General features: G+C 68.7%; 17 protein-coding genes. 14 read left to right on the top strand and 3 right to left on the bottom strand.

What is annotated here, in order from left to right; all coding sequences use genetic code 11:
• Positions 1–14: 14 nt before the first annotated feature.
• The 4 genes from CF165_RS40150 to CF165_RS40135 all read left to right on the top strand — a co-directional run bounded on the left by CF165_RS40150 (position 15) and on the right by CF165_RS40135 (position 5138).
• Positions 15–1655, top strand: a complete 1641-nt coding sequence (locus CF165_RS40150; RefSeq protein WP_240522008.1) for a flavin-containing monooxygenase — start codon at positions 15–17, stop codon at positions 1653–1655.
• Positions 1656–1688: 33 nt separating this feature from the next.
• Entirely contained in the window at positions 1689–2609 is a 921-nt protein-coding gene (locus CF165_RS40145) for an alpha/beta hydrolase fold domain-containing protein (protein WP_093952817.1), read from the top strand.
• A gap of 105 nt (positions 2610–2714) precedes the next feature.
• The gene (locus CF165_RS40140; protein ID WP_093952816.1) at positions 2715–3893 is read left to right on the top strand and encodes a thiolase family protein; all 1179 of its coding nucleotides are present in this window, start codon (positions 2715–2717) and stop codon (positions 3891–3893) included.
• Positions 3894–4331: 438 nt separating this feature from the next.
• Positions 4332–5138, top strand: a complete 807-nt coding sequence (locus tag CF165_RS40135; protein ID WP_093952815.1) for an alpha/beta fold hydrolase — start codon at positions 4332–4334, stop codon at positions 5136–5138.
• A 768-nt stretch (positions 5139–5906) separates the two neighbouring features.
• Here the strand turns inward: CF165_RS40135 and CF165_RS40130 are convergent.
• A complete protein-coding gene (locus tag CF165_RS40130; protein WP_205661109.1) occupies positions 5907–6686 on the bottom strand; it encodes a FadR/GntR family transcriptional regulator in 780 nt (259 codons plus the stop codon).
• Between the two features lie 847 nt (positions 6687–7533).
• On the opposite strand from CF165_RS40130, the gene CF165_RS40125 reads away from it, so the two are divergent.
• The 4 genes from CF165_RS40125 to CF165_RS40110 are packed head-to-tail and all read left to right on the top strand — an operon-like array spanning position 7534 to position 11406.
• Positions 7534–8700 carry an acyl-CoA dehydrogenase family protein gene (locus CF165_RS40125; RefSeq protein ID WP_093952814.1) on the top strand — a complete coding sequence of 389 codons (1167 nt, stop codon included), beginning with the start codon at positions 7534–7536 and terminating at the stop codon, positions 8698–8700.
• A complete protein-coding gene (locus tag CF165_RS54140; protein ID WP_205661108.1) occupies positions 8700–9272 on the top strand; it encodes a beta-ketoacyl-[acyl-carrier-protein] synthase family protein in 573 nt (190 codons plus the stop codon). The genes CF165_RS40125 and CF165_RS54140 overlap by 1 nt, the downstream gene beginning before the upstream one ends.
• Positions 9269–10492, top strand: a complete 1224-nt coding sequence (locus CF165_RS40115; protein ID WP_093952813.1) for an acetyl-CoA hydrolase/transferase family protein — start codon at positions 9269–9271, stop codon at positions 10490–10492. Before CF165_RS54140 ends, CF165_RS40115 begins: the two co-directional genes overlap by 4 nt.
• Entirely contained in the window at positions 10489–11406 is a 918-nt protein-coding gene (locus tag CF165_RS40110; RefSeq protein WP_093952812.1) for a hydroxymethylglutaryl-CoA lyase, read from the top strand. Before CF165_RS40115 ends, CF165_RS40110 begins: the two co-directional genes overlap by 4 nt.
• Positions 11407–11975: 569 nt before the next feature.
• Here the strand turns inward: CF165_RS40110 and CF165_RS51435 are convergent.
• Both CF165_RS51435 and CF165_RS40105 read right to left on the bottom strand, forming a co-directional pair.
• Complete coding sequence (locus CF165_RS51435; protein ID WP_158226901.1) at positions 11976–12137, bottom strand: hypothetical protein; 162 nt, start codon at positions 12135–12137, stop codon at positions 11976–11978.
• Between the two features lie 18 nt (positions 12138–12155).
• The gene (locus CF165_RS40105) at positions 12156–13154 is read right to left on the bottom strand and encodes a LacI family DNA-binding transcriptional regulator (RefSeq protein WP_093952811.1); all 999 of its coding nucleotides are present in this window, start codon (positions 13152–13154) and stop codon (positions 12156–12158) included.
• Positions 13155–13361: 207 nt separating this feature from the next.
• Between CF165_RS40105 and CF165_RS51430 the strand changes: the two genes are divergently transcribed.
• The 6 genes from CF165_RS51430 (at position 13362) to CF165_RS40080 (ending at position 20728) form a co-directional block, all read left to right on the top strand.
• Positions 13362–13502, top strand: coding sequence for a hypothetical protein (locus CF165_RS51430; protein WP_205661107.1), 141 nt, complete (start codon positions 13362–13364; stop codon positions 13500–13502).
• 48 nt (positions 13503–13550) lie between these two features.
• Positions 13551–13748: a LuxR C-terminal-related transcriptional regulator gene (locus CF165_RS40100; RefSeq protein ID WP_093952810.1), complete on the top strand. Its 198-nt coding sequence runs from the start codon at positions 13551–13553 to the stop codon at positions 13746–13748.
• 85 nt (positions 13749–13833) lie between these two features.
• A complete protein-coding gene (locus CF165_RS40095; protein ID WP_093952809.1) occupies positions 13834–16530 on the top strand; it encodes an alpha-L-rhamnosidase in 2697 nt (898 codons plus the stop codon).
• A 19-nt stretch (positions 16531–16549) separates the two neighbouring features.
• The gene (locus tag CF165_RS40090; protein ID WP_093952808.1) at positions 16550–18169 is read left to right on the top strand and encodes a carboxylesterase/lipase family protein; all 1620 of its coding nucleotides are present in this window, start codon (positions 16550–16552) and stop codon (positions 18167–18169) included.
• 25 nt (positions 18170–18194) lie between these two features.
• Positions 18195–18365, top strand: a complete 171-nt coding sequence (locus CF165_RS40085; RefSeq protein WP_143268783.1) for a twin-arginine translocation signal domain-containing protein — start codon at positions 18195–18197, stop codon at positions 18363–18365.
• The gene (locus tag CF165_RS40080) at positions 18362–20728 is read left to right on the top strand and encodes a beta-glucosidase (protein WP_093952806.1); all 2367 of its coding nucleotides are present in this window, start codon (positions 18362–18364) and stop codon (positions 20726–20728) included. Before CF165_RS40085 ends, CF165_RS40080 begins: the two co-directional genes overlap by 4 nt.
• Positions 20729–20772 lie beyond the last annotated feature (44 nt).

The following is a 20772-nucleotide window of genomic DNA, read 5'->3' as shown; positions in this document are numbered from 1 at the left end:
ATGAAGGAGTAGTAGTGGAGAACGATCTTCGGTCCGACTCGGGCTCGGGTGCGGACGCCCGGGACTACGATGCGATCGTCATCGGGGCCGGCTTCGGCGGGCTGTACATGCTGTACAAGCTTCGCGACGACCTCGGGCTGCGTGTACTGGTCCTGGAGGAACAGGACGGGGTCGGCGGCACCTGGTACATGAACCGCTATCCGGGCGCCCGCTGTGACACCGAGAGCGTCGTGTACAGCTACGGTTTCCAGGACGAGCGCATCGCTGACTGGCGGTGGAGCGGCAAGTACCCGAAGCAGGACGAGCTCCTCCGGTACTTCGACTTCGTCGCCGACCGCCTCGACCTGAAGCGGAGCATCGAGTTCGGCACACGAGTGTCGGGCGCGACGCTCGACGAGTCCGGCTCGACGTGGACCGTGAACACGGCGGACGGCCGGTCCCTCCGCACGCAGTTCCTGATCTCAGCCGTGGGCATGCTCGCCTCCGCTCCATACGCGCCGAAGATCCCCGGCCTCGAGAAGTTCGCCGGGACCTTGGTCCACACCGGCGCGTGGCCGCGCGAGGGCGTCGATCTCGCGGGCAAGCGGGTCGCCGTGCTGGGGACGGGCTCGACCGGCGTCCAGACGATTCCACAGGTAGCCCAGCAGGCTGAGCACCTCTACGTCCTCCAGCGGACGCCCCAGTTCACGATCCCCGCTCGGCACCACGAGTACGACGACGCCACCTGGGCCGAGATTCAGCGGCAGCGTCCGGCGCTGTTCGAGAAGGCCCGGTGGTCTCTGGGCGGGTTCCCGTGGGAGCACAACGGCAAGTCGGCCCTCGACGTGAGCAGCGAGGAGCTGGAGGCCGTTCTCGAGGAGATGTGGGCGCGGGGCGGTTTCGAGTTCCTGTGGGGCTCGTACAAGGACCTCCTCACCAACCCGGAGGCGAACAAGCTGGTCACCGACTTCGTGAAGGAGAAGATCCGTGCCCGGGTTGACGACCCGGTGACCGCGGAGAGCCTCGTCCCGAACGACCATCCCCTCGGCTCGCGCCGACCTATCGTGGACACCAACTACCTCGAGACGTTCAACCGGGACAACGTCACGCTGCTGGACCTGCGCCGCGACGCCCTGGTCGGCATCACGGAGACCGGGGTGCGGCTGGAGTCCGGCGAAGTCCCGCTGGACGTCCTCATCCTCGCCACCGGGTTCGACGCTGTGACGGGCCCTTACCTGCGGATGGACCTTCGAGGACGAGACGGCAAACGACTCGCCGACAAGTGGGAGACCCACGGCCCCCGAACTCACCTCGGATTCGCCACCTCCTGGTTTCCGAACTTCTTCATGGTCGGCGGCCCGGGCTCGATGTTCATCAACTACGCCATCCTCATGGAACAGCACGTCGAGTGGCTCGCCGACCTGATCGCGCGCGTCCGAGAGAGCGGCGCCAAGGTCGTCGAGGTGCACGAAGACGCCGAGGTCCACTGGGCCGAGCACATCAACCAGCAGGTCGACCGGACAGTCATCCCGCTGGGTGGCAAGAGCTGGTGGACCGGGAGCAACATCCCGGGCCGCGAACGCCGTACGCTCTTCTACTTCGGCGCCTACCGACGCTATCGCACGATCTGCGACGAAGAGGCCGCCAGCGGCTACCAGAGCTATGCGATCTCCTGACGCGCCGGCGACGGCTCCGCGGAGGTCGACGTCGTGAGGTTGACTGCCGACGAGCTTCAGGCGCGTCTGTTCGCCCACCGTGCTCCCGACACGCCCGACGGGGTCGACTGGGAGCAGGAACGCGACGCCATGGAGCGAGGACTGAGCCGCGCGAAGGTGTACCCGGGGTCAGCGATCGATGAGGTCGCGATCGCGGACGGGGTACCGGGCTCCATCGTCCGGGCGCCCGAGGTCGCGACCAACCGTATGGTGCTGCTGCTCCACGGCGGAGGCTTCTGCATGGGCTCGCGACACACCCACCGCGCGTTGGCTTCCTGGCTCTCGGCCCGAAGCCATGCCGCGGTACTGGTGCCCGACTACCACCTGGCGCCGGAGCACCCCTATCCGGCCGGGCTCGACGATGCCCACGCCGGTTGGGACTGGGCCGTCAAGGAGGCGGGTGTCGGCGCGGAGGAGGTCGCGATCGTCGGCGACTCCGGAGGAGGCGGCCTGGCTGCGGCCCTCACCCTCCGCCTCCTCGAAGCCGGGATCCGGCCGGCCTGCACCGTTCTGTTCTCCCCCTGGGTGGACCTGACGATGCGGAGCGCGGAGTACCAGGAGAACGCGGACCGCGATCCCGTGGTGCGGCTCCGCTTCCTCGAGCAGGCGCGGGACGCCTACCTCAGGGCAGGAGCGAGCGCATCGGATCCGCTGGTGTCCCCCGTCGAGGCCGACTGGCGCGGCGCGGCGCCGGTCCTGATCCAGGCGTCCACCGACGAGGTCCTGGCCGGGGACGCCCGACTTCTCGCCGACGTGCTCCGGGCAGCGGGAGTGGACTGCACGCTGGACATGAGGGCCGCGATGGCCCACGTGTGGCAGCTGTACTGCGGGCTGATCGATGAGGCGGAGCAGTCGGTCGCCGATGCCGGAGCCTTTCTCCGGACGCACTTCGACAGCGTGCGGGACGCGCCCTGACCTGGCGTCCGTCGTGCGGACGCACACCCCTGTCCACACCCCTGTCGGCTCGCTCCGGCGCGGCCGCCCGCTCAGCCGAACATCGTTGCTCGACCAGGAGGCAAAATGCCCAACGCAGTTCTCGTCGATGTCGTCCGTTCCCCGATGGGGAAGGGGAAGGCGTCGGGCTCGCTCGCGTCCGTCCATCCGGTGGAGCTGCTCGCGCAGACCCTCCGCGCTCTCATCGACCGCACCGGCGTCGATCCGGCCGCCGTCGAGGACGTGATCATCGGTTGCGTCACGCAGGTGCGGGAGCAGGCGGCCACGCCCGGGAGGTACGCGAGCCTGTCCGCGGGTTTTCCCGTGCATGTCCCCGCGACCACGATCGATCGCCGGTGCGGGTCGGGTCAGCAGGCGCTTGCCTTCGCCGTCCAGGGCGTCATGGCGGGCGCCTATGACATCGCCATCGCCGGCGGTGTCGAGTCGATGAGCCGCATCCCCATCGGCAGCAACCGCGGCGACGCCGACACCTTCGGCCCGGGGGCCTGGGCGCGTTTCCCCGGCATGGTGAACCAGGGCGTGTCGGCGGAGCTGGTCGCCGACAAGTACGCGCTCTCCCGCACGATGCTCGACGAGCTCAGCGTCGAGTCCCACGCGCGGGCGCAGCGCGCGAAGGAAGCCGGGCTGTTGGGCCGCTCCATCGCACCGATCACCCGACCGGACGGCGTGGTGGTCGAGGCCGACGAGACGATCCGGCCGGGGACCACGGTGGAGACGCTGGCTGCGTTGGCTCCGGCGTTCGGGTCCGAGGCCAACCGGACCGCGCACCCGAACATCGACTGGAAGATCACCGCAGGCAACTCCTCCCAGGTCACGGACGGCGCCGGGGCGGTGCTGGTGATGAGCGAGGAGCGCGCGGCGGAACTGAACATGCGACCGATCGCGCGAATCGCAGCGTCGAGCGTCGTCGGCGACGACCCCGTTCTGATGCTGACCGGCGTCATCCCGGCGACGCAGAAGGTTTTAGACCGCGCCAAGATGACGCTGGACGACATCGATCACGTCGAGCTCAACGAAGCCTTCGCCTCGGTGCCGCTGGCCTGGCAGGCGGAGTTCGGCTACGACTCGGCCCGCCTCAACCCGCTCGGTGGTGCGATCGCTCTGGGCCACCCGCTCGGCGCTTCGGGGATCCGCTTGCTGTCCTCGTTGCTGACCGGCCTGGAAAGTGTCGGCGGGCGCTACGGACTACTGACCATGTGCGAGTCGGGCGGCATGGCCAACGCCATGGTCGTCGAACGGCTCTGACCCGTGTCGGCAACTGGCTCTCCGGGCCGGCTCCGGTCTCTGCGGGATTCCGTCTGCGTCGATCGCGGGGGCTACATGCCTCGTGCTGGGCCGATGCAGGTCTCCGAGCGGGGGCAGCCTGTTGAACTGGGGCGGTACCCGGGAAACTGGTCAAGGGCATGGGCGAGGCCAGGGAATTGATCCACGGGGCGACGCGATAATTGTGTTAATGGAACCCCTGGAGTCGCCACTTGGGACCCGTTGTCCTCGCAATCCCGTGCTTGACCAATCTGGAGAGAGTGGCGTGGCAATAGGTTCAGTGCGCGTTGGCGCAGCCAGTGGTTGACCTTCGCTAGCTGTCTGGGCTCCACTTCCATTGACTTGTCGTCGAGCTGTGGCTAGCGTCGCGCTAGCGCGTGATATTCCGTGCCAATGACGGCACGAAATCGAGGAGTACCAATGACTGTTGCAAACAGAAGTGCAGCGAACCGTGAGACTCAGCGGTCGATCGACACAACCATTCGTTACACGGTTAGCGGTCCCGCTGACGGGCCAACGGTGGCTCTCATCCATGGTTGGGCCTGCAACCGCAACGACTATGACGGCGTCACCAGTTACCTGCCGGACACAATTCGAGCGATCGCGATCGATCTTGCCGAGCACGGGGAGTCACGGTCCACTCGGGACGTCTGGACGATCGCGGAGTTCGCGCGTGACGTGGCGGCGGTACTCGACGCAGAGTCGGTCCACAAGTGCATGGTCGTGGGGCACTCTCTTGGCGGCGCGGTGGCGGTCGAGGTCGGGCGATTGCTTCCCGACATCGTCGAGCACGTGATCACCCTCGACGCGCTCCACTACACCTTCCTATTTGGAGCGCTAGACGAGGAAGCGGCCGACGCGCTGGTTCAGCCAGTTCGCGAAGACTTCCCTGGTTTGGTACGGAGCATGGTCGAGGCGGGTTCGCCGGAGCGCACCGCCCCCGCCCTCAAGGACCGGTACTTCGAGAAGATGGTCGCTGTGCGCCAACCCGCAGGAACGCGCGCGTTCGAGGGCCTGGTGGGTTGGAACATGGAAGAGGCCCTGGCTGATGTGAAGCAACCGATCACCGAGATCGGAGTGCGAGAGATGGTCACGCAGGAAGCAATGGCCTATCTGGGGAACCGCGTCGACTTCGTGCTTGTCGACCTGGGAAGCCACCACTTCCCGTCGGAGTCGCCCGAGGGCACGGCCAAATTGCTGGCCGACATCATGGCGGCGAGGCATTGACGGCGAGAGGCTTTGATTTGATCGGGTATGCCAGCGCCGGCCTCCGGAGCTCCCGGCAGCCAGCGCTTTCAGCGTAGCACGACGTGTCTCGGTCTGTCGTCTGAGGTCATGAGGATGAATTCACCGAGCTGCCCGATGCACGCGAGCGGGTCATAGCCCAGGCGCTGCTGCTGACCCGCCTCTTGACATTGGCTTCCGCCAGGCATCCTTGGATTCGCTTCTGACAGAAGAAAGGCACCGAGATCGATGAACGGCCGTACGGGCTGACGTCAGGTCGGATGGCGATCTTCGGTACGGAATCGCCGCCGGCCGCGGGGTGCACGCGCGGCTGGCTTTGCCTGCGTGTATCAGCAGTTGAGCTTCGTCCCCGCATCTGAGCGCTTGCGCGCCTGGTTGGGCGCAGCCATCACCGACGGCTCTGTCTTGACCAGGAGCGGCAGCATCATCCGGAACCGGCACTACGCCAGCCGCGCCCAAACAACTGCGTCGCCAACCCCTGCACGGCCGGGCCGGTGTCGTAGTCGTACTGAAACCACATGCCCGGTTCCAGCAGCCGCGGCCGGTGCACCCGGGCGGTTGCCGGCCCAGGGCCGTTGCACTCGCTCCACCGTCTAGCGGGGGTGCGCTCGGAACTCCTACTAACCAGCGCCGCGGCCTGTCGTGCGCCACGTCGCCGCGGACCTTGCCCACGGATCGATCAGCATCGGCCGCCGGCGCTGGCCGACCGGCGGTCGCCGAGGCTGCCGCGGTGGGCGTGAGCCGGACGGCTCAGCCTTCGCCGGGGACCGGGATCTCGGTGCGTTCGTCGACCTCGAGAACAGCCTCTGCGTAGGCGTGCACGTGACGGCCCATGCGGCGCATCGCGGCGTCCGGGTCCTGGGCCCGGATGGCCGCGGTGATCGACTTGTGCGCCCGCGCGGTGGTGCGCCGCACCTCGTCGTCGATGAACGCCTCGTTCTCGGTGGCGGCGTAGATCGCAGTGGACAGGGCGGTCATCAGCCCGGTCAGCAGCTCGTTGTGGCTGGCGGTGGCGACCGCGACGTGCCAGTCGACGTTGGCATGCAGGAAGTCGGCGAGGCTGCTGTTCTCGTCGGCGATGGCCTTGTTGGCGGTGTCGAGGCGGGCGAGGTCGGCCTCGGTGCGGTGCCGCGCGGCCAGCTTGGCGCAGTAGGGCTCGATCGCCTCGCGGGTCTCCAGCAATGCCGCCAGCCGGACCTTCTGGCCGCGGATGAGCAGGTTCACCGAACTGGTGATCGAGTCCCGCCCCGGGCGCTGCACGAACGCGCCGCCGCCGCGGCCGGCCTTGATCCGCACCAGGCCTTGGACCTCGAGGATGCGCAGGGCTTCGCGCACCGTGGTGCGGCCCATCTGCGTCTGGACGACCAGTTCCCGCTCGGTCGGCAGCGCGGTGTCTACTTCGAACTCACCTTCCAGTATGCGCTCCCGCAGGTCGTCGGCCAGCACGTCGGACGCCTTGGGCACCTCCATCGGGCTCAGGCGTACCGCGGAGCGGGCGGCGTTGTTCACCGCAGGGCGCGTGCCCGCCATGTCAGTCTCCTCATGCCGTGGCCTAAAGGTCTGACCTAAGATATCATTTCATCGGTTCGCGATGTATTGAACCTGCAGTCGTGTCGTCATCGGTGTAATGCACGAGCATGCGTTGGACGTAGACGGAAGACCAGGGGCTTTTCCGGGACTCGTCCCGGGGCTGACTCGGCCGGTTCGCCTCCGCTGAGGCGGTGGTGGCCGGCTTGACGCCGTGACGCTGGGGAGTTCGAGTGCCGGTTCGCCGAGGAGTGCTGGTTCGATGTCGGATCGCCGGCATCTCAGGGCGGCCAAGCCAGGGACTGCTCGGGCTCGCGCCGGCGGCGGAACAACTCGCCGCTCGGCCCCCGAGGCTGCTATGTCGCGTCAAGTCGCTGCGAGGTTGGTCTTAGATCCGCAGACGCGTTCTTGGGGGTGGTTCGCTCGAGGTCGGGAGCGATCTGCTGGACCAAGGTGGCCAGTTCGGTCTCATGGGTCCTCTGGACTTGCCGAGCAACGCAAACCGCTGATCTTCGCGATCGAAGACGATCAGGGCCTTGAAGTGGTTGATCGGCACGGCGGTGGCCAGGACCGCGCTGTGGCGGATGATCAGCACGACGCGCAAGGGTTTCGCGTACTCCGCCGCGGCGAGGATGGATCAGCTGTTCGGCTGGCCAGTGCTTCGCGTGAGCGCGCACGGCGTCAAGGCTGTCGTCTTGCGACCGCCGCACTGGACCAGTCGTTCGGTCGGCAGGCCTCGACGACACGTTCGCCGCTTCCTCGGGTCGCGGCCGCGTGACGGAGAACTCTGTAGCTTTGGTCAGTCCTTTGTTATGGTTAGTCCAAACCCGATACCCGGTGGGAGAACGCGGTGGACTTTGCACTGACCGAGGACCAGGCGACCATTCGCCAGGCGGTGGCCGAACTGGCCGGGAAATTCGACGACCAGTACTGGCTGGAGAAGGACGCGGCGAAGGAGTTCCCCACCGAGTTCTACAACGCCTTCGCCCAGGGCGGATGGCTCGGCATAACCACGCCGGAGGAGTACGGCGGCCACGGCTACGGCATCACCGAGGCCGCGCTGCTGCTGGAACAGGTGTCGGCGTCCGGCGGCGGGATGAACGCGGCCAGTTCGATGCACCTGTCGATCTTCGGGATGCATCCGGTGATCGTGCACGGCTCGGAGGAGCTCAAGCGGCGCACGCTACCGCGGATTGTCAACGGCGACCTGCACGTGTGCTTCGGTGTCACCGAACCGGGCGCGGGCCTGGACACGACCCGCATCACCACGTTCGCGCGCCGCGAGGGTGACGAGTACGTAGTCAACGGCCGCAAGGTGTGGATCTCCAAGGCTGTGGAGTCGGAGAAGATCCTGCTGCTGACCCGAACGACGAAGTTCGAGGACGTCAAGAAGAAGACCGACGGACTCACACTGTTCCTCACCGACCTCGATCGGTCGAAGGTGGACATCCGCCCGATCCGGAAGATGGGCCGCAACGCGGTCACCTCCAATGAGCTGTTCATCGACGACCTGCGGATCCCGGTGGAGGACCGCGTCGGCGAGGAGGGCCAGGGCTTCCGTTACATCCTCGACGGTCTCAACCCCGAGCGGATGCTGCTGGCGGCGGAGGCCCTTGGACTCGGCCGGGCCGCCCTGCGCGCCGCCGTCCGCTACGGCAACGAACGCGAGGTGTTCGGCCGCCCGATCGGGATGAACCAGGGCCTGCAGTTCCCGCTCGCGGACTCGCTGGCCCGGCTGGACGCCGCAGAATTGGCACTGCGCAAGGCGACCTGGCTCTACGACAACGGTAAACCGTGCGGACGCGAGGCGAATACGGCTAAGTACCTGTGTGCCGACGCCGGTTTCCAAGCCACGGACCGTGCACTGCAGACCCACGGCGGCATGGGGTACTCGGAGGAATACCACGTCGCGCGGTACTTCCGCGAGGCCCGCCTGCTCAAGATCGCGCCGGTGAGCCAGGAGATGGTCCTGAACTACCTCGGCTCACACGTGCTCGGACTGCCGAGGAGCTACTGATGTTCCGGCTCGACGACCGATCCGTACTCGTCACCGGGGCGGGTGATGGTATCGGCGCCGCCGCCCGGCCGTTCGCCGCGGCAGGGGAACGCGTCCTTGTCACCGACATCGACGAGCAGGCCGCCAAGGCGACGCGGCACGCATTGGCGACGCGGCCGATTACCGCGCGCTCGACGTGCGCGACTCGGCCGCCGCGACCGCGGCGGCGCAGCAGGCGGCGGCACTCACGGGGGGTCGACCCGGTTCTCATGCGTACCGGTCCCATCCCGGCGACCCGGAAACTGCTGGAGCGCAACGGGCTCACGGTCGGCGACATCGATCTGTTCGAGGTCAACCACGCGTTCAGCTCCGCCATCCTGGCCTGGGAGCGCGAGCTGAAGCCGGACATGGACCGCGTCAACGTCAACGGCGGCGCGATTGTCCTCGGCCACCCGGTCGGCGCGACCGGCTCGCGGCCGGTGGCCACGATCTCGGCCGAACTGGAACGCCGTGACGCCGAGCTAAGCCTGGTTACCATGTGCTGCGGTGGGGGTGTGGGCACCGCCACCTCGATCCGGCGGCTCGACCGATGATCGAGCTCGCCCGCCACGTGCCGCCCGGCGCCGGGATCTGGTGGGGCCAGGCCAGCGCCGAGCCGACGCCCCTGGTGCACGCCCTGCTCGACCAGATCGGCGAGCTGGGCCCGCACCGGGCGTTCTGCGGCCTCACTTGGGACCAGCGGCTCACCCGTGAGCTGCCGGAGCAGCTGTCGCTGGTGTCCTACGGCGCGCTCGGCGAGCTGCGCCGGATCAGCCGGGCGGGCCGGCTCACCGTCGTCCCGTGCCACTACTCGGCACTGCCCCGGATGTTCGCCGAACGGGCGCTGCCCAGCGACGTCGGGTTCGTCCAGGTGTCGCCGCCGGACGCCGGCGGGTTGTGCTCGCTCGGTGTCGGCGCCGACTACGCCGCCGACGCCGTCGAGCACACGCCGGTACTGCTGGCCGAGATCAACCGCCGGATGCCCGCCACCACCGGCACAGTGCGCATTCCGCTAGAGCGGTTCGCCGCGGTGGTGGAGACCGACCGGCCGCTCGCCGAAGCCCCGGCCAAGCCGGCGGACGACATCGAGCAGGCCATCGCCTGGCACGTGGCCGAGCTGATCGACGACGGCGACACGCTGCAGATGGGCGTGGGATCGCTGCCTTCGGTGGTGCTGGACCGCCTGGCCGGGCACCAAGACCTCGGCTTCCACTCGGGCATTATTTCCGATGGGGTGCTGCGGCTGGTGGAGAAGGGTGCGCTCACCGGCGCCCGCAAGGAGATCGACACCGGCGTCATCGTCACCGGCGCCGCCCTGGGCACCGCCGAGCTGTACGACCGGCTGCCGGACCTCCCGGTGCACTTCCGGCCGGCCAGCTACACCCACGCATCGGAGACACTGTCCCGACTGCGGTCGTTGGTGTCGGTCAACTCCGCCATCGAGGTCGACCTCACCGGCCAGGTCGGCGCCGAGGTCCGCGGCGGTGTCTACATCGGAGCGGTGGGCGGCCAGGCCGATTTCAGCCGCGCCGCCTCCCTGACCGGTACCCGGTCGATCATCACCGTGCGGGCCCGCTCCGGCACGCATTCCACCATCGTCCCGGCGCTGCGCGGCGGCACAGTCACCACATCCCGGTCCGACGTGGACGTCGTGGTGACCGAGTACGGCGCCGCGCACCTGCGGGGCTGCGACCTCGCCGAACGGGCACGGCGGCTGATCGCGATCGCCGCGCCCGAGCACCGGGAAGCCCTGTCGAGAGGAGCCCATTCATGACCACCCGGCGACCGAGCAGCGTGCACATCCGAGAGGTCGGCCCGCGCGACGGCTTCCAGAACGAGCCGGAGCACATCCCTACCGAGCAGAAGGTGCGGCTGGTCAACGCGCTGGCCCGCGCAGGCCTCAAGCGGATCGAGGTCGCGAGCTTCGTGCGCCCCGACGTCATCCCGCAGCTCTCCGACGGCGTCGAGGTGCTCAACCGGATCGACGTACCCGACGACGTGCGGCTGACCGTGCTGATTCCGAACAGCAGGGGCCTGGACAACGCCCTCGAAGTGCGCGAGAAGTTCCACGAGGCGGCGATCTTCGTCTCGGCCTCGGAGACGCACAACAAGCGCAACGTCAACCGCACCGTCGCCGAGACCATGGCCGACAACGACAAGATGGCCGCCCGCATCACCAGCGAGGGCCTGGACTGCGCAGCCGTGATCGCGACGTCGTTCGGCTGCCCGTACGAGGGCAAGGTCGAGCTCGACCGGGTACTCGGTCTCGCCGAGCGGTTCGCGGAGGCGGGAGCCACCGAGATCGGCTTCGGTGACACGACTGGCATGGCGAACCCGGCCTACGTCTCGAAGTTCTTCACCGCCGCACTGGAACGGCTGCCCGACGTCGAGGTCACCGCGCACTTCCACAACACCCGCGGCCAGGGGCTGGCGAACGCCTTCGCTGCACTGGAGGCTGGTTGCGAGAGCTTCGAGTCCAGCTTCGGCGAGCTGGGAGGCTGCCCCGTCCCGCCCGGATCGACCGGCAACATCGCGACCGAGGACCTGGTCAGCATGTTCCACGAGATGGGTGTCCACACCGGACTGTCACTGCCCGGGCTCATCGACGCCGCGCGCGCCGCCCAGGACGTCTTGGGGCGCAGCCTCACCAGCCATTCGATCGTCGCCGGACCCGTCAACTGGAACTGAGGGGAAGCACATGAGCAACCGCGTCACGCTTGTTACGGGCGGTGCGCCAGGTATTGGGCAGGGCATCGCACAGACCCTGGGCGAGCGGAGCGGACCACACGTCGGTCCGCTCATCAAGGTCAAGTATAGGAAATAGCTTCAGCTATCTGATTGGCGAGTGTAGGCCGCCTGCGGTGGGGGTGCCAAGCGAAGAACGAGAGGCTCGTTCCGGATCTGGGGACGAGCTCAAATGCGTCGTGAACCGGCTCAATTACGGCGTTGTACGTCAGCATGCGCCTGACCTATCGTGCCCGACATCGTCTCGATAGAGCGGGAGATCACCGGTGGTCCGCACGCTGGCTCCATCACAACGTGCGCAGGTGCTGATCAGTGGGCAGGCGAAGGCGATTCCGAGCGTCCTCTACGGGACCGACCAAGTCCTGCTCGAGGCACCGAATGGTCACTGGACGGCCGGCACCTGTTTCTCAACGGAGACGGCGGGTTCTGGCGACTCGGTGTCGACCGGCCCGGCGATGGGATCGCGCCGGTGTCGTTCGACGGCCTGGGCGCGAGCGAAGTGAGCCAGGCGATCACGACCTGCCCGGGCGGTGTCCAGAGCGGACGCCGTGGTCGATGGCCGTGTGGATGGTCGCGATCGCGACGTCGACATCGGGGTGGTCGGCGAGCGACCAACCCGCTCCGCCGAGCGCCAGTTCGCTCACCGGGGTCGTACCGATCCGAACGTGCCGCATCGAGGTCTCCGGGGGCAGCTACCGCGGGTGGGTGGACGCACGGACGACCAGTTCGGGGGTGAACGTCACTTGCCGGTGTTCGTGGGCGGGGTCTCCGGTCTCCTGCATCAGCAGTTCGGCGGCCGTGCGCCCGAGCTGCCGCCGCGGCTGGCGGACCGACGTGAGGGGGACAGCGGCGGCCTCCGCGAACTCGATGTCGTCGTAACCGACGATCGCGAGGTCGTCGGGGACGCGCAGGCGCAGTGCGGCGCACGCTTGGAGCAGGCCGAGCGCCAGCAGGTCGTTGGCGCAGAACGCCGCGGTCGGGCGGGTCGCTGAGGGGAGACCGGCGAGGCGGCGGCCCGCGTTCCCGCCGTCCGCCACGGCCATCTGCGACGTCGTGAGGTCGACGAGGTGATCCGGCCCGAAGCCTGCCGCCGCCAAGGCACGTAGTGCGCCCTCCCGGCGCTCGCGGACCTGGCCGATGCCCAGCCGGCCGCCGACGAAGGCAATACGTTCGTGTCCTTGCTCCAGAAGGTGGTGGACCGCGATCGCGCCGCCGACGACGTCGTCGACGGCGACGGAGCAGTGGCTGTCCGAGTTCCGGGTGCGGTCGACGATCACCACGGGCGTGCCGCGCCGGGTGATCTCGTCGAGCTGCGGGGAACCGGGGTCGACCGGGGTGATCAGGATGCCCTGCACCCGCTGCTGCTCCAGCCGGGTGAGGTAGGCGGCTTCGCGGGTGGCGAGGTTGGCGCTGTTGCAGAGGAAGAGCGGCAGGTCGGCTTCGTCCGCGGTGTCCTCGATGCCTCCGGCCACGTCGGTGAAGAACGGGTTGCGGCCGTCGAGCATCACGTACGCCAGCACGCGGCTGTGCCCGACCCGGAGGTGCCGGGCCGTCTCGTTGCGGACGAACCGCAGTTCGGCCATCGCGGCTTCGACCTTGGCCTGGGTCGCGCGGCTCACCAGGTTCGGCCGGTTGAGCACGTTGGACACGGTGCCCACGGAGACCCCCGCGGCGGCAGCGACGTCCTTCATCCGGGCGGCGCGGCTGCCTGCGGGGCCTGATCCGGTGGTCTCCGGCACCGTCATCATGATCCTCTTGCTTGAAACGTACGAAGCCGTGGAAGGGCGCGGGGAAAAACGATTTACCGCGGGATGCTGTCCAACGTTGACTTCGCCTTTGAGGCCATAGTAGCGTCACGACGCGAGGTTTTGAAACCTTTTAATCCGGAGGACGCGATGATGCGTTGGGATCCGGGCAGCGGCCCCCTGTCGGCGGTCCGCGGAGCCACGAAACTGTCGTTCGACCCGGTCGCTGCCCCGCTGCCGGCCGATCGCGGCGCCGGCCTGCTGACCCAAGTGGAGGGCGCGTACGGGCCGTGAGTTCCGTACGTCATCGCCGTCGCGGCGTGAGCAGAGGGCGGTAGTCCGGTGAACGCTGTGCTCGACCGCGAGGAGGTCGCCTTGCTGGCGTTCTTTGCCGAAGGACTGCCGCTGGACTCCATCGCGCGGCGGCTGGAGCTGTCCGACCGGACCGTTCGGCGCCGGATGCGCTCGATCTGTGACCGCCTGGGTCTCGCGACCCCCATCCAGGCCGTGGTGTGGGCCGCACGCCGCGGGCTGATCTGAACCGTCCCCGGAAACCGGCCAGGACACCGCCCGTGGCCGATTTGCCCGAGCACCGAGCCAGTCCGCCTGGCCGAAAGGACAGCCGATGAACCACCGGCGTCTCATCCTCACGCTCTCCACCGCGTTGCTGCTGGCCGTGTCCGGACCGGCCGTGGCCGCCGCGACCCCGGGCGGGACCGCCCAGCCGACCTCTCTGAGGACCGAGAACCTCGTCGCTCCGATCGGGATCGACGCGGCCAAGCCGTTGCTCAGCTGGCTGCCGCCGCGCGGCTCGGCGGGCCAGGCGGCCTACGAAATCCGCACGATCGTCGACACGCCGTCGCGGCCGCGAGACCAGTGGGACAGCGGAAAAGTGCGCTCGGGCGGCACCTCGAACATCGCCTACGGCGGCCCGGCGCTGCGTGCCCGCGACCACGTCCGGTGGCAGGTCCGCACCTGGGACACCGCCGGACGCGTGTCGCCGTGGAGCGCGGAGTCGAGCTGGGAGATGGGACTGTTGTCGGCGTCCGACTGGTCGGCCCGCTGGATCGAGAACCCGTCCTACGACTACACCCAGGCCGACGGCAAGGAAGCCCCGTTACCGGTGTTCGGCAAGGCCTTCCCGGTGCACGGGCCGGTCAAGCAGGCTCGCCTGTACACCACCGGCCTCGGGATGTACGCCGCCACGCTGAACGGCCGGCCGGTCGGGGACGCCGTGCTGGAGCCGGGCCAGACCACGTACTCCGCTGAGGTCGGCTACCGCACGTACGACCTCACGCGCGCTCTTCGGCCGGGGAACAACACGATCGGCCTGCAGACCGGCAGCGGCACCTACCAGCGGGTGAAGACCCCGGGCCGGTACTTCTTCGGCAACACCCTCGAGCAGTACACCGTGTACGGCGAACCGAAGGTCATCGCCCAGCTCGAGGTCACCTACCAGGACGGGCACCGCGAGGTCGTTTCCAGCGACGGCACCTGGCGCACCGCGCTCGGGCCGACGACGTTCTCATCGTGGTGGAGCGGCGAGGAGTACGACGCCCGCCGCGGAGACGGCACCGGATGGCAGCAGGCGAGCGTCGTCAAGCTGTCGCAGACCACCACCCCCCGCGACACGACGCCGTTGCGCGCCGACCCGCGTCCGCCGATCACGGTCGCGCAGAACATCAAGCCCACCGCTGTCCGCAAGCTCGCCGACGGCTCCTTCATCCTCGACTTCGGCGCGAACCGGTCCGGATGGCCGAGCCTGTCGGTCGCCGGACGGACCGGTGACACCGTCACCATGATCCCGGCCGAGAAGCTCGCTGCGGACGGCACGCTCGACGTCGGCAGCACCGGAGCGAAACCCGGCAACCAGATCGCCTACCGCTACACCCTGTCCGGGCACGGCGTCGAGAAGTGGCATCCGCAGTTCACCTACAGCGGCTACCGCTACCTGCAAGTCAGCGGCCTGCGCACCGCGCCGGGCCGGGACACGGTGACCATGGACGTCGTCTACGCGGCGAACCCGAGCGCGAGCGAGTTCACCTCGTCCAGTGACCTGCTCAACCAGATCCACGCCATCACCGAGCGGTCGATCCAGAGCAACATGACGTCGGTCCTGACCGATTGCCCGGACCGGGAGAAGGGGCCGTACACCGGCGACAACCTGCATAACATCGACGCGCTGCTCACCGACTACGACATGTCGGCGTACCAGCCGCAGCTCGTGCGCAACATGGCCACCGCGCAGCGGCGGCCCGGTGACGAATCACCGGGCCTGATCGCGAACATCGCGCCGGAGTTCCACCGCGTTGCCCCGGTCAAGCTGCAGTACCCGCAGGGCACCATCGAGTTCCTCGACGAGGTCAACTGGGGTGGCGCGATCATCCGAATCCCGTGGCAGCTCTACCTGACCTACAGCGACACCCGGACCATGGCGACGTACTACGGCAACATGGTCGCCTGGCTGGACTACGAGGCCGCGAACAAGGCAGCCAACAAGGGCGACATCCCGGGGCTGGGGGACTGGTCCGCGACGGACAACACCACGCCGATGCAGCTGGCCATCACGGCCGGGTACTACACGGCGGCGAACGACATGGCGAACATCGCGCAGGTTCTCGGCAAGACCGCCGACCACGCCAAGTACATGGCGCTGGCGGCTCAGCTCGCTTCCGAGTTCACGGCCCGCTTCCGCCACGTCGACGAAGCCGGCGTCCACTACGGCAGCGATAGCGAAGCGTCCAACGCTATGGCTCTTGACGCGGGCCTGGTCGCACCCGCCGACCGCGCCGCCGTGCTCGACCGGCTCGTCGCGTCGGTGCGCAGGGCCGGCAACCACATCACCACCGGCTCGGTCGCCCTCGGCCCGCTCTTCCGCGCGCTGCAAGCCGGGAACCGCAACGACGTCCTCTACGACATGGTCGTCAACCCGACCTCGCCGGGCTACGGCTACCTGATCGCCAGCGGCCACACCACGTTGTCCGAAGACCTGGCCGGTGGCGGATCACAGAACCACCACTTCCTCGGCGCCGTCGACGCGTGGTTCGTCCGCGGGGTGGCCGGGATCCAACAGACGCCGGGCTCGGTCGGCTACCGGAGCCTGACGATCGCCCCGGCGCCCGTCGGGGATCTGACGCACGCGTCCGGCAGCTACCGGACCCCGCTGGGGACGGTCAGCAGCAGCTGGACGAAGTCCGCGCACGGCTTCCGGCTGGAGGTCACCGTGCCACCCGGCGCCACCGCGACCGTGCACGTTCCCGGCCGCGACAAGGAGACCGTGTACACCGTCGGCTCCGGGAAGTTCTCCTTCTCCGCCAAGTAGCGTTCGACAAGGAGGTCCGATGTCAGGCTCGAGGATGACCCGCAGGGCGATGATCGGCGGCTCGCTGTCCGTGATCGCCGGGATGAGCATGTCGTCTCCGGCACTCGCGCTGGGCACGGCGAGAACGGACGAGGCGGCAACCCGTTACGGCAAGGTGCGCGGGAAACGCGAGGACGGCATCGTCAAGTTCCTCGGCGTCCCCTACGCCACGCCGCCGCTCGGCGCCCTGCGGTTCAAGGCCCCGAAGCCGCCTGAACGTTGGCACGGCGTGCGCGACGCGGTGAACTTCCCCAACCCGGCATTCCAGGCGGCGGGTGGCGAGATGGGCCCGGGTGGCAATGGCCGGATGCCCGCGCCGTCCGAAGACTGCCTTTACCTCAACATCTGGACCCCCGCCGCGGACTGCCGCCGTCGGCCGGTGATGTTCTACAACCACGGCGGCGGCTACATGATCGGCTCCGGCTCCGCCACCGGGCAGGACGGCACCCACCTCGCGCAGCTCTACGACGTGGTGGTGGTCGAGTCCAACCACCGGCTCGGCCTGCTGGGCTACCTGTTCCTCGATGACCTCGCCAGCGGCGACTACGCGGCCAACCAGGGGATGCTGGACATCCTCGCGGCGCTGCGCTGGACCAGGGAGAACATCGAGAACTTCGGCGGCGACCCGGACAACGTCATGGTCTGGGGTGAGAGCGGTGGCGGCGCCAAGACCGCGGCCGTCTACACGATGCCGGCGGCCGCGCCGCTGTTCCGCAAAGCCTCGATCGAGAGCGCCGCGCCGCTGCGCTTCCCCACCCGCGACGGCGCCACCGCCCGGGCCAGGCGCACCCTGGAGCTCCTGGGACTGAGCACGGCCGACATCCCCAAGCTGCACGACATTCCGGCCGCGAGGCTGCTCGAGATCCAGCAGTCCGAGGCCGCGAGCGGCGTCGCGCCCTGGGGTGACCCCGACCCGCTGCCCGGCTTCGGTGCCTTCGTCGACGGCACCGTCATCCCGCGGCACCCCTTCGCCGACGGCGTGGCGCCCTTCTCGGCGGGCAAGCCGCTGATGTGCGGCACCTGCCGCGACGAAACGGTGTTCTTCAGCCTCTTCGGTCCGCCGGACATCTTCCGCATCGATGAGGCCGGCCTGCGCCGGGAGCTGAGCAAGACCTACCAGGGCGCTGAGCTGGACGAGATCATCAGCACGTTCCACAGGTCGAGGCCCGACGCGACGCCGGCTCAGCTCTACTTCGCGATCACGACCTCGCCGATCTGGCGCGACGCGATCAAGATCGCGGAGGCCAAAGCAGCGCAGCATGCGGCCCCCGTGTTCATGTACCAGCTCGCCTACAAGAACCCGACCTTGGTGCCCGGCACCGATTTCCCCCTCGGCTCACCACATGCCTCGGACATCAACCTCAAGTTCGCCAACACGTCCGACTCGGCAGATCGACCACCGGGGCAGTTCGCGACCTCGCGGCACATGAGCGCACTGTGGGCGGGGTTCGCACACAACGACCGTCCTCACGCGAGCGACGTGCCGGCATGGCCCGCCTATACGCCGAAGAACCGGTCCACGATGTGGCTCGACGCCGACTGCAAGATTGTCAACGATCCGGACAAGGACGAAAGGCTGTTCTGGCAGAACCACGCCTGATCCCACACCACAAAGGAGTGTGCAGATGGATGTCACGCGTCGGTCGATGTTGAAGTGGTCGGGAGCGGGCGTGGCCGCGGCCGGGGTCGCCGCGGTCGCCCCGCCCGCAGTGGCGGAGGCGGTGCCCGCCGCTCCCACTCTGCCCCCGGAGGTGCAGGCGGCCGCCGGCCGGGCCCGGCAACTGGTGGCCGGATGACTCTCGACGAGAAGATCGCCTACTGTCACGGCATCCCGGCCACGAAGGGTTTCACCGGCCACATCCCCGCCAACACCAGACTCGGCATCCCGGCGCTGCGGCTGGCCGACGGTCCCAGCGGCGCCGGCAACGGGTCCGTCGGTGTCACCCAGTGGCCGGACTCCAAGGCGCTGGCCGCCACCTGGAACCCGGACACCGCCACGGCGTACGGAAACGCCTATGGCGCCGAGCAGGCGGCCAAGGGCCACAACGTCGCCTTGGCGCCCTGCATCAACGTCCTGCGCGTGCCACACTGGGGCCGCTCGTTCGAGACCTACACCGAGGATCCCTACCTGAACGGGCAACTCGCGGCCGCGACGATTCGCGGTGTCCAGGCCAACCACGTCATCGCGACGGTGAAGCACTTCGTCGCCAACAACCAGGAAATCCTGCGCAACTCGATCGACGTCGTCGTCTCGGACCGCGCTTTGCAGGAGATCTACTACCCGGGCTTCCGGTCCGCCGTCCAAGCCGGGGTCGGCGCCGTCATGACGTCCTACAACAAGATCAACGGGACCTGGGCGCACGAGAACCGGATCAACGTCCAGGACGTGCTGCGCGACGCGTGGGGCTACGACGGCTGGGTCATGTCGGACTGGGGCGGCACCCACAGCACCGTCCAGACCGCCAAGGCGGGCTCGGACACCGAGATGCCCGGCGGCACCTACCTCGGTGACGCGCTCAAGGCGGCGGTGCTTTCCGGCGCCGTCGGCGAGGCACAGCTCGACACGATGGTCACCCAGGTGCTGACGCCGATGATCCGCGTCGGGCTGTTCGACCACCCGCTACCCGACCCGGCGGCGGTCGTCGACACCGTCGTCTCGACCCCGGCGCACCTCGACCTGGCGCGCCGGATCGGCGTCGAAGGCAGCGTGCTGCTCAAAAACGACGGTCTCCTGCCCTTCGCGCGCCCGCGTAGCATCGCGGTCATCGGCGACGCGGCCGACGCCGGAGCCCAGACCCACGGCGGCGGCTCCGGCAGCGTCACCTCCCACGGCCCGGTCGTGACGCCGCTGGCCGGCATCCGCGCCCGGGCCGGGTCGATCCCGGTGACCTACGCGCGGGGGACGCTGGGGATCGCGGCGCTGCCGGTTGTCCCGCCCTCGGCGTTCGGCGCGGGGCTGACGGCGACGTACTACGCGTCGACGGACCTGACCGGCGACCCCCTGGGCACCGAGACCGTTCCGCAGTTGAACGTCACGGCGACCCCGGCGGCCGTCGCGAGCCAGACGGACGGCTGGTCGGCGCGCTACACCGGCACCTTCCACGCCGACGTTGCCGGGGGTTACCGGTTCAGCCTCACCGCCGGTGGGCTCACGACGCTGACCATCGACGGCAAGGTCGTGCTCACGTATACGCCGGGCCGTGAATCCGTGCAAAACGGGTTCGTCGGCTTGACCGCGGGCGACCACGCCATCGAGGTCACGTACGTCTCGGCCGCGCCCGTACCCGGTGGCCGCGCTCCTCGCACGTCCTTGGTGCTCGGCTTCCAGGCCGGGTACGACCAGCTGCACCAGGAAGCCGCCGCGGCCGCGCGCGCCGCCGACGTGGCCGTCGTGGTTCTCGCGGACGTCACCAGCGAAGGGATGGACCGCTCGACGCTGGCGTTGCCGGCCGATCAGAACGAGCTCGTCGCGGCGGTCGCCGCGGCGAACCCTCGGACGGTGGTGGTGCTGAACACTTCCGGTGCGGTGCTGATGCCGTGGCTGGGAAGCGTGCGGGGCGTCATCACCAACTGGTACGCGGGGCAGGAACAGGGCAACGCGGTGGCGGCGATGCTGTTCGGTGACGCCGAGCCGGGTGGCCGGCTGCCCGAGACGTTCCCCGCGACCGACCGGCAGGGACCGGCGAAGACGGGTGTCGAGTTCCCGGGCGACGGGGTGCACGTCTTCTACGACGAGGGGCTGGCGATCGGGTACCGCTGGTATCGGCACTCCGGGGAGAAGCCGTTGTTCCCCTTCGGATATGGCCTGTCGTACACGAGCTTCCGGCTCGGCGAGCTGCGGGTGTCTCGTACGCCTTTCGGGCTGCGAGCTTCGTTGTCGGTCACCAATACCGGCCGCCGCGTCGGGTCCGAGGTCGTCCAGCTCTACGTCGCGGCTCCGGACGCGGCTCGGGAGCCGGCTCCGCAGCTCAAGGCGTTCTCGAAGGTGACGCTCAAGCCGGGACAGAGCACGACGGTGACCCTTGACGTGCCGCGGGAGGAACTCGCGGTGTGGCTCAACTCGAGCACCGGGTGGACGGTGGTGCCGGGGAACTACACCGTCGGAGTGGGCACTTCGTCGGCTGACCTGCCGCTCCGAGGGCGCATCGCGTTGTCCTGAACCGTGTCGGACGAAGCGGCGCCGAGGACTCCTCGGCGCCGCTT

Source organism: Amycolatopsis vastitatis (assembly GCF_002234595.1).
Taxonomy (GTDB): domain Bacteria; phylum Actinomycetota; class Actinomycetes; order Mycobacteriales; family Pseudonocardiaceae; genus Amycolatopsis; species Amycolatopsis vastitatis.
The sequence above is the reverse complement of the archived record's forward strand: the minus strand, read 5'-3'. Positions and strand labels throughout refer to the sequence as shown.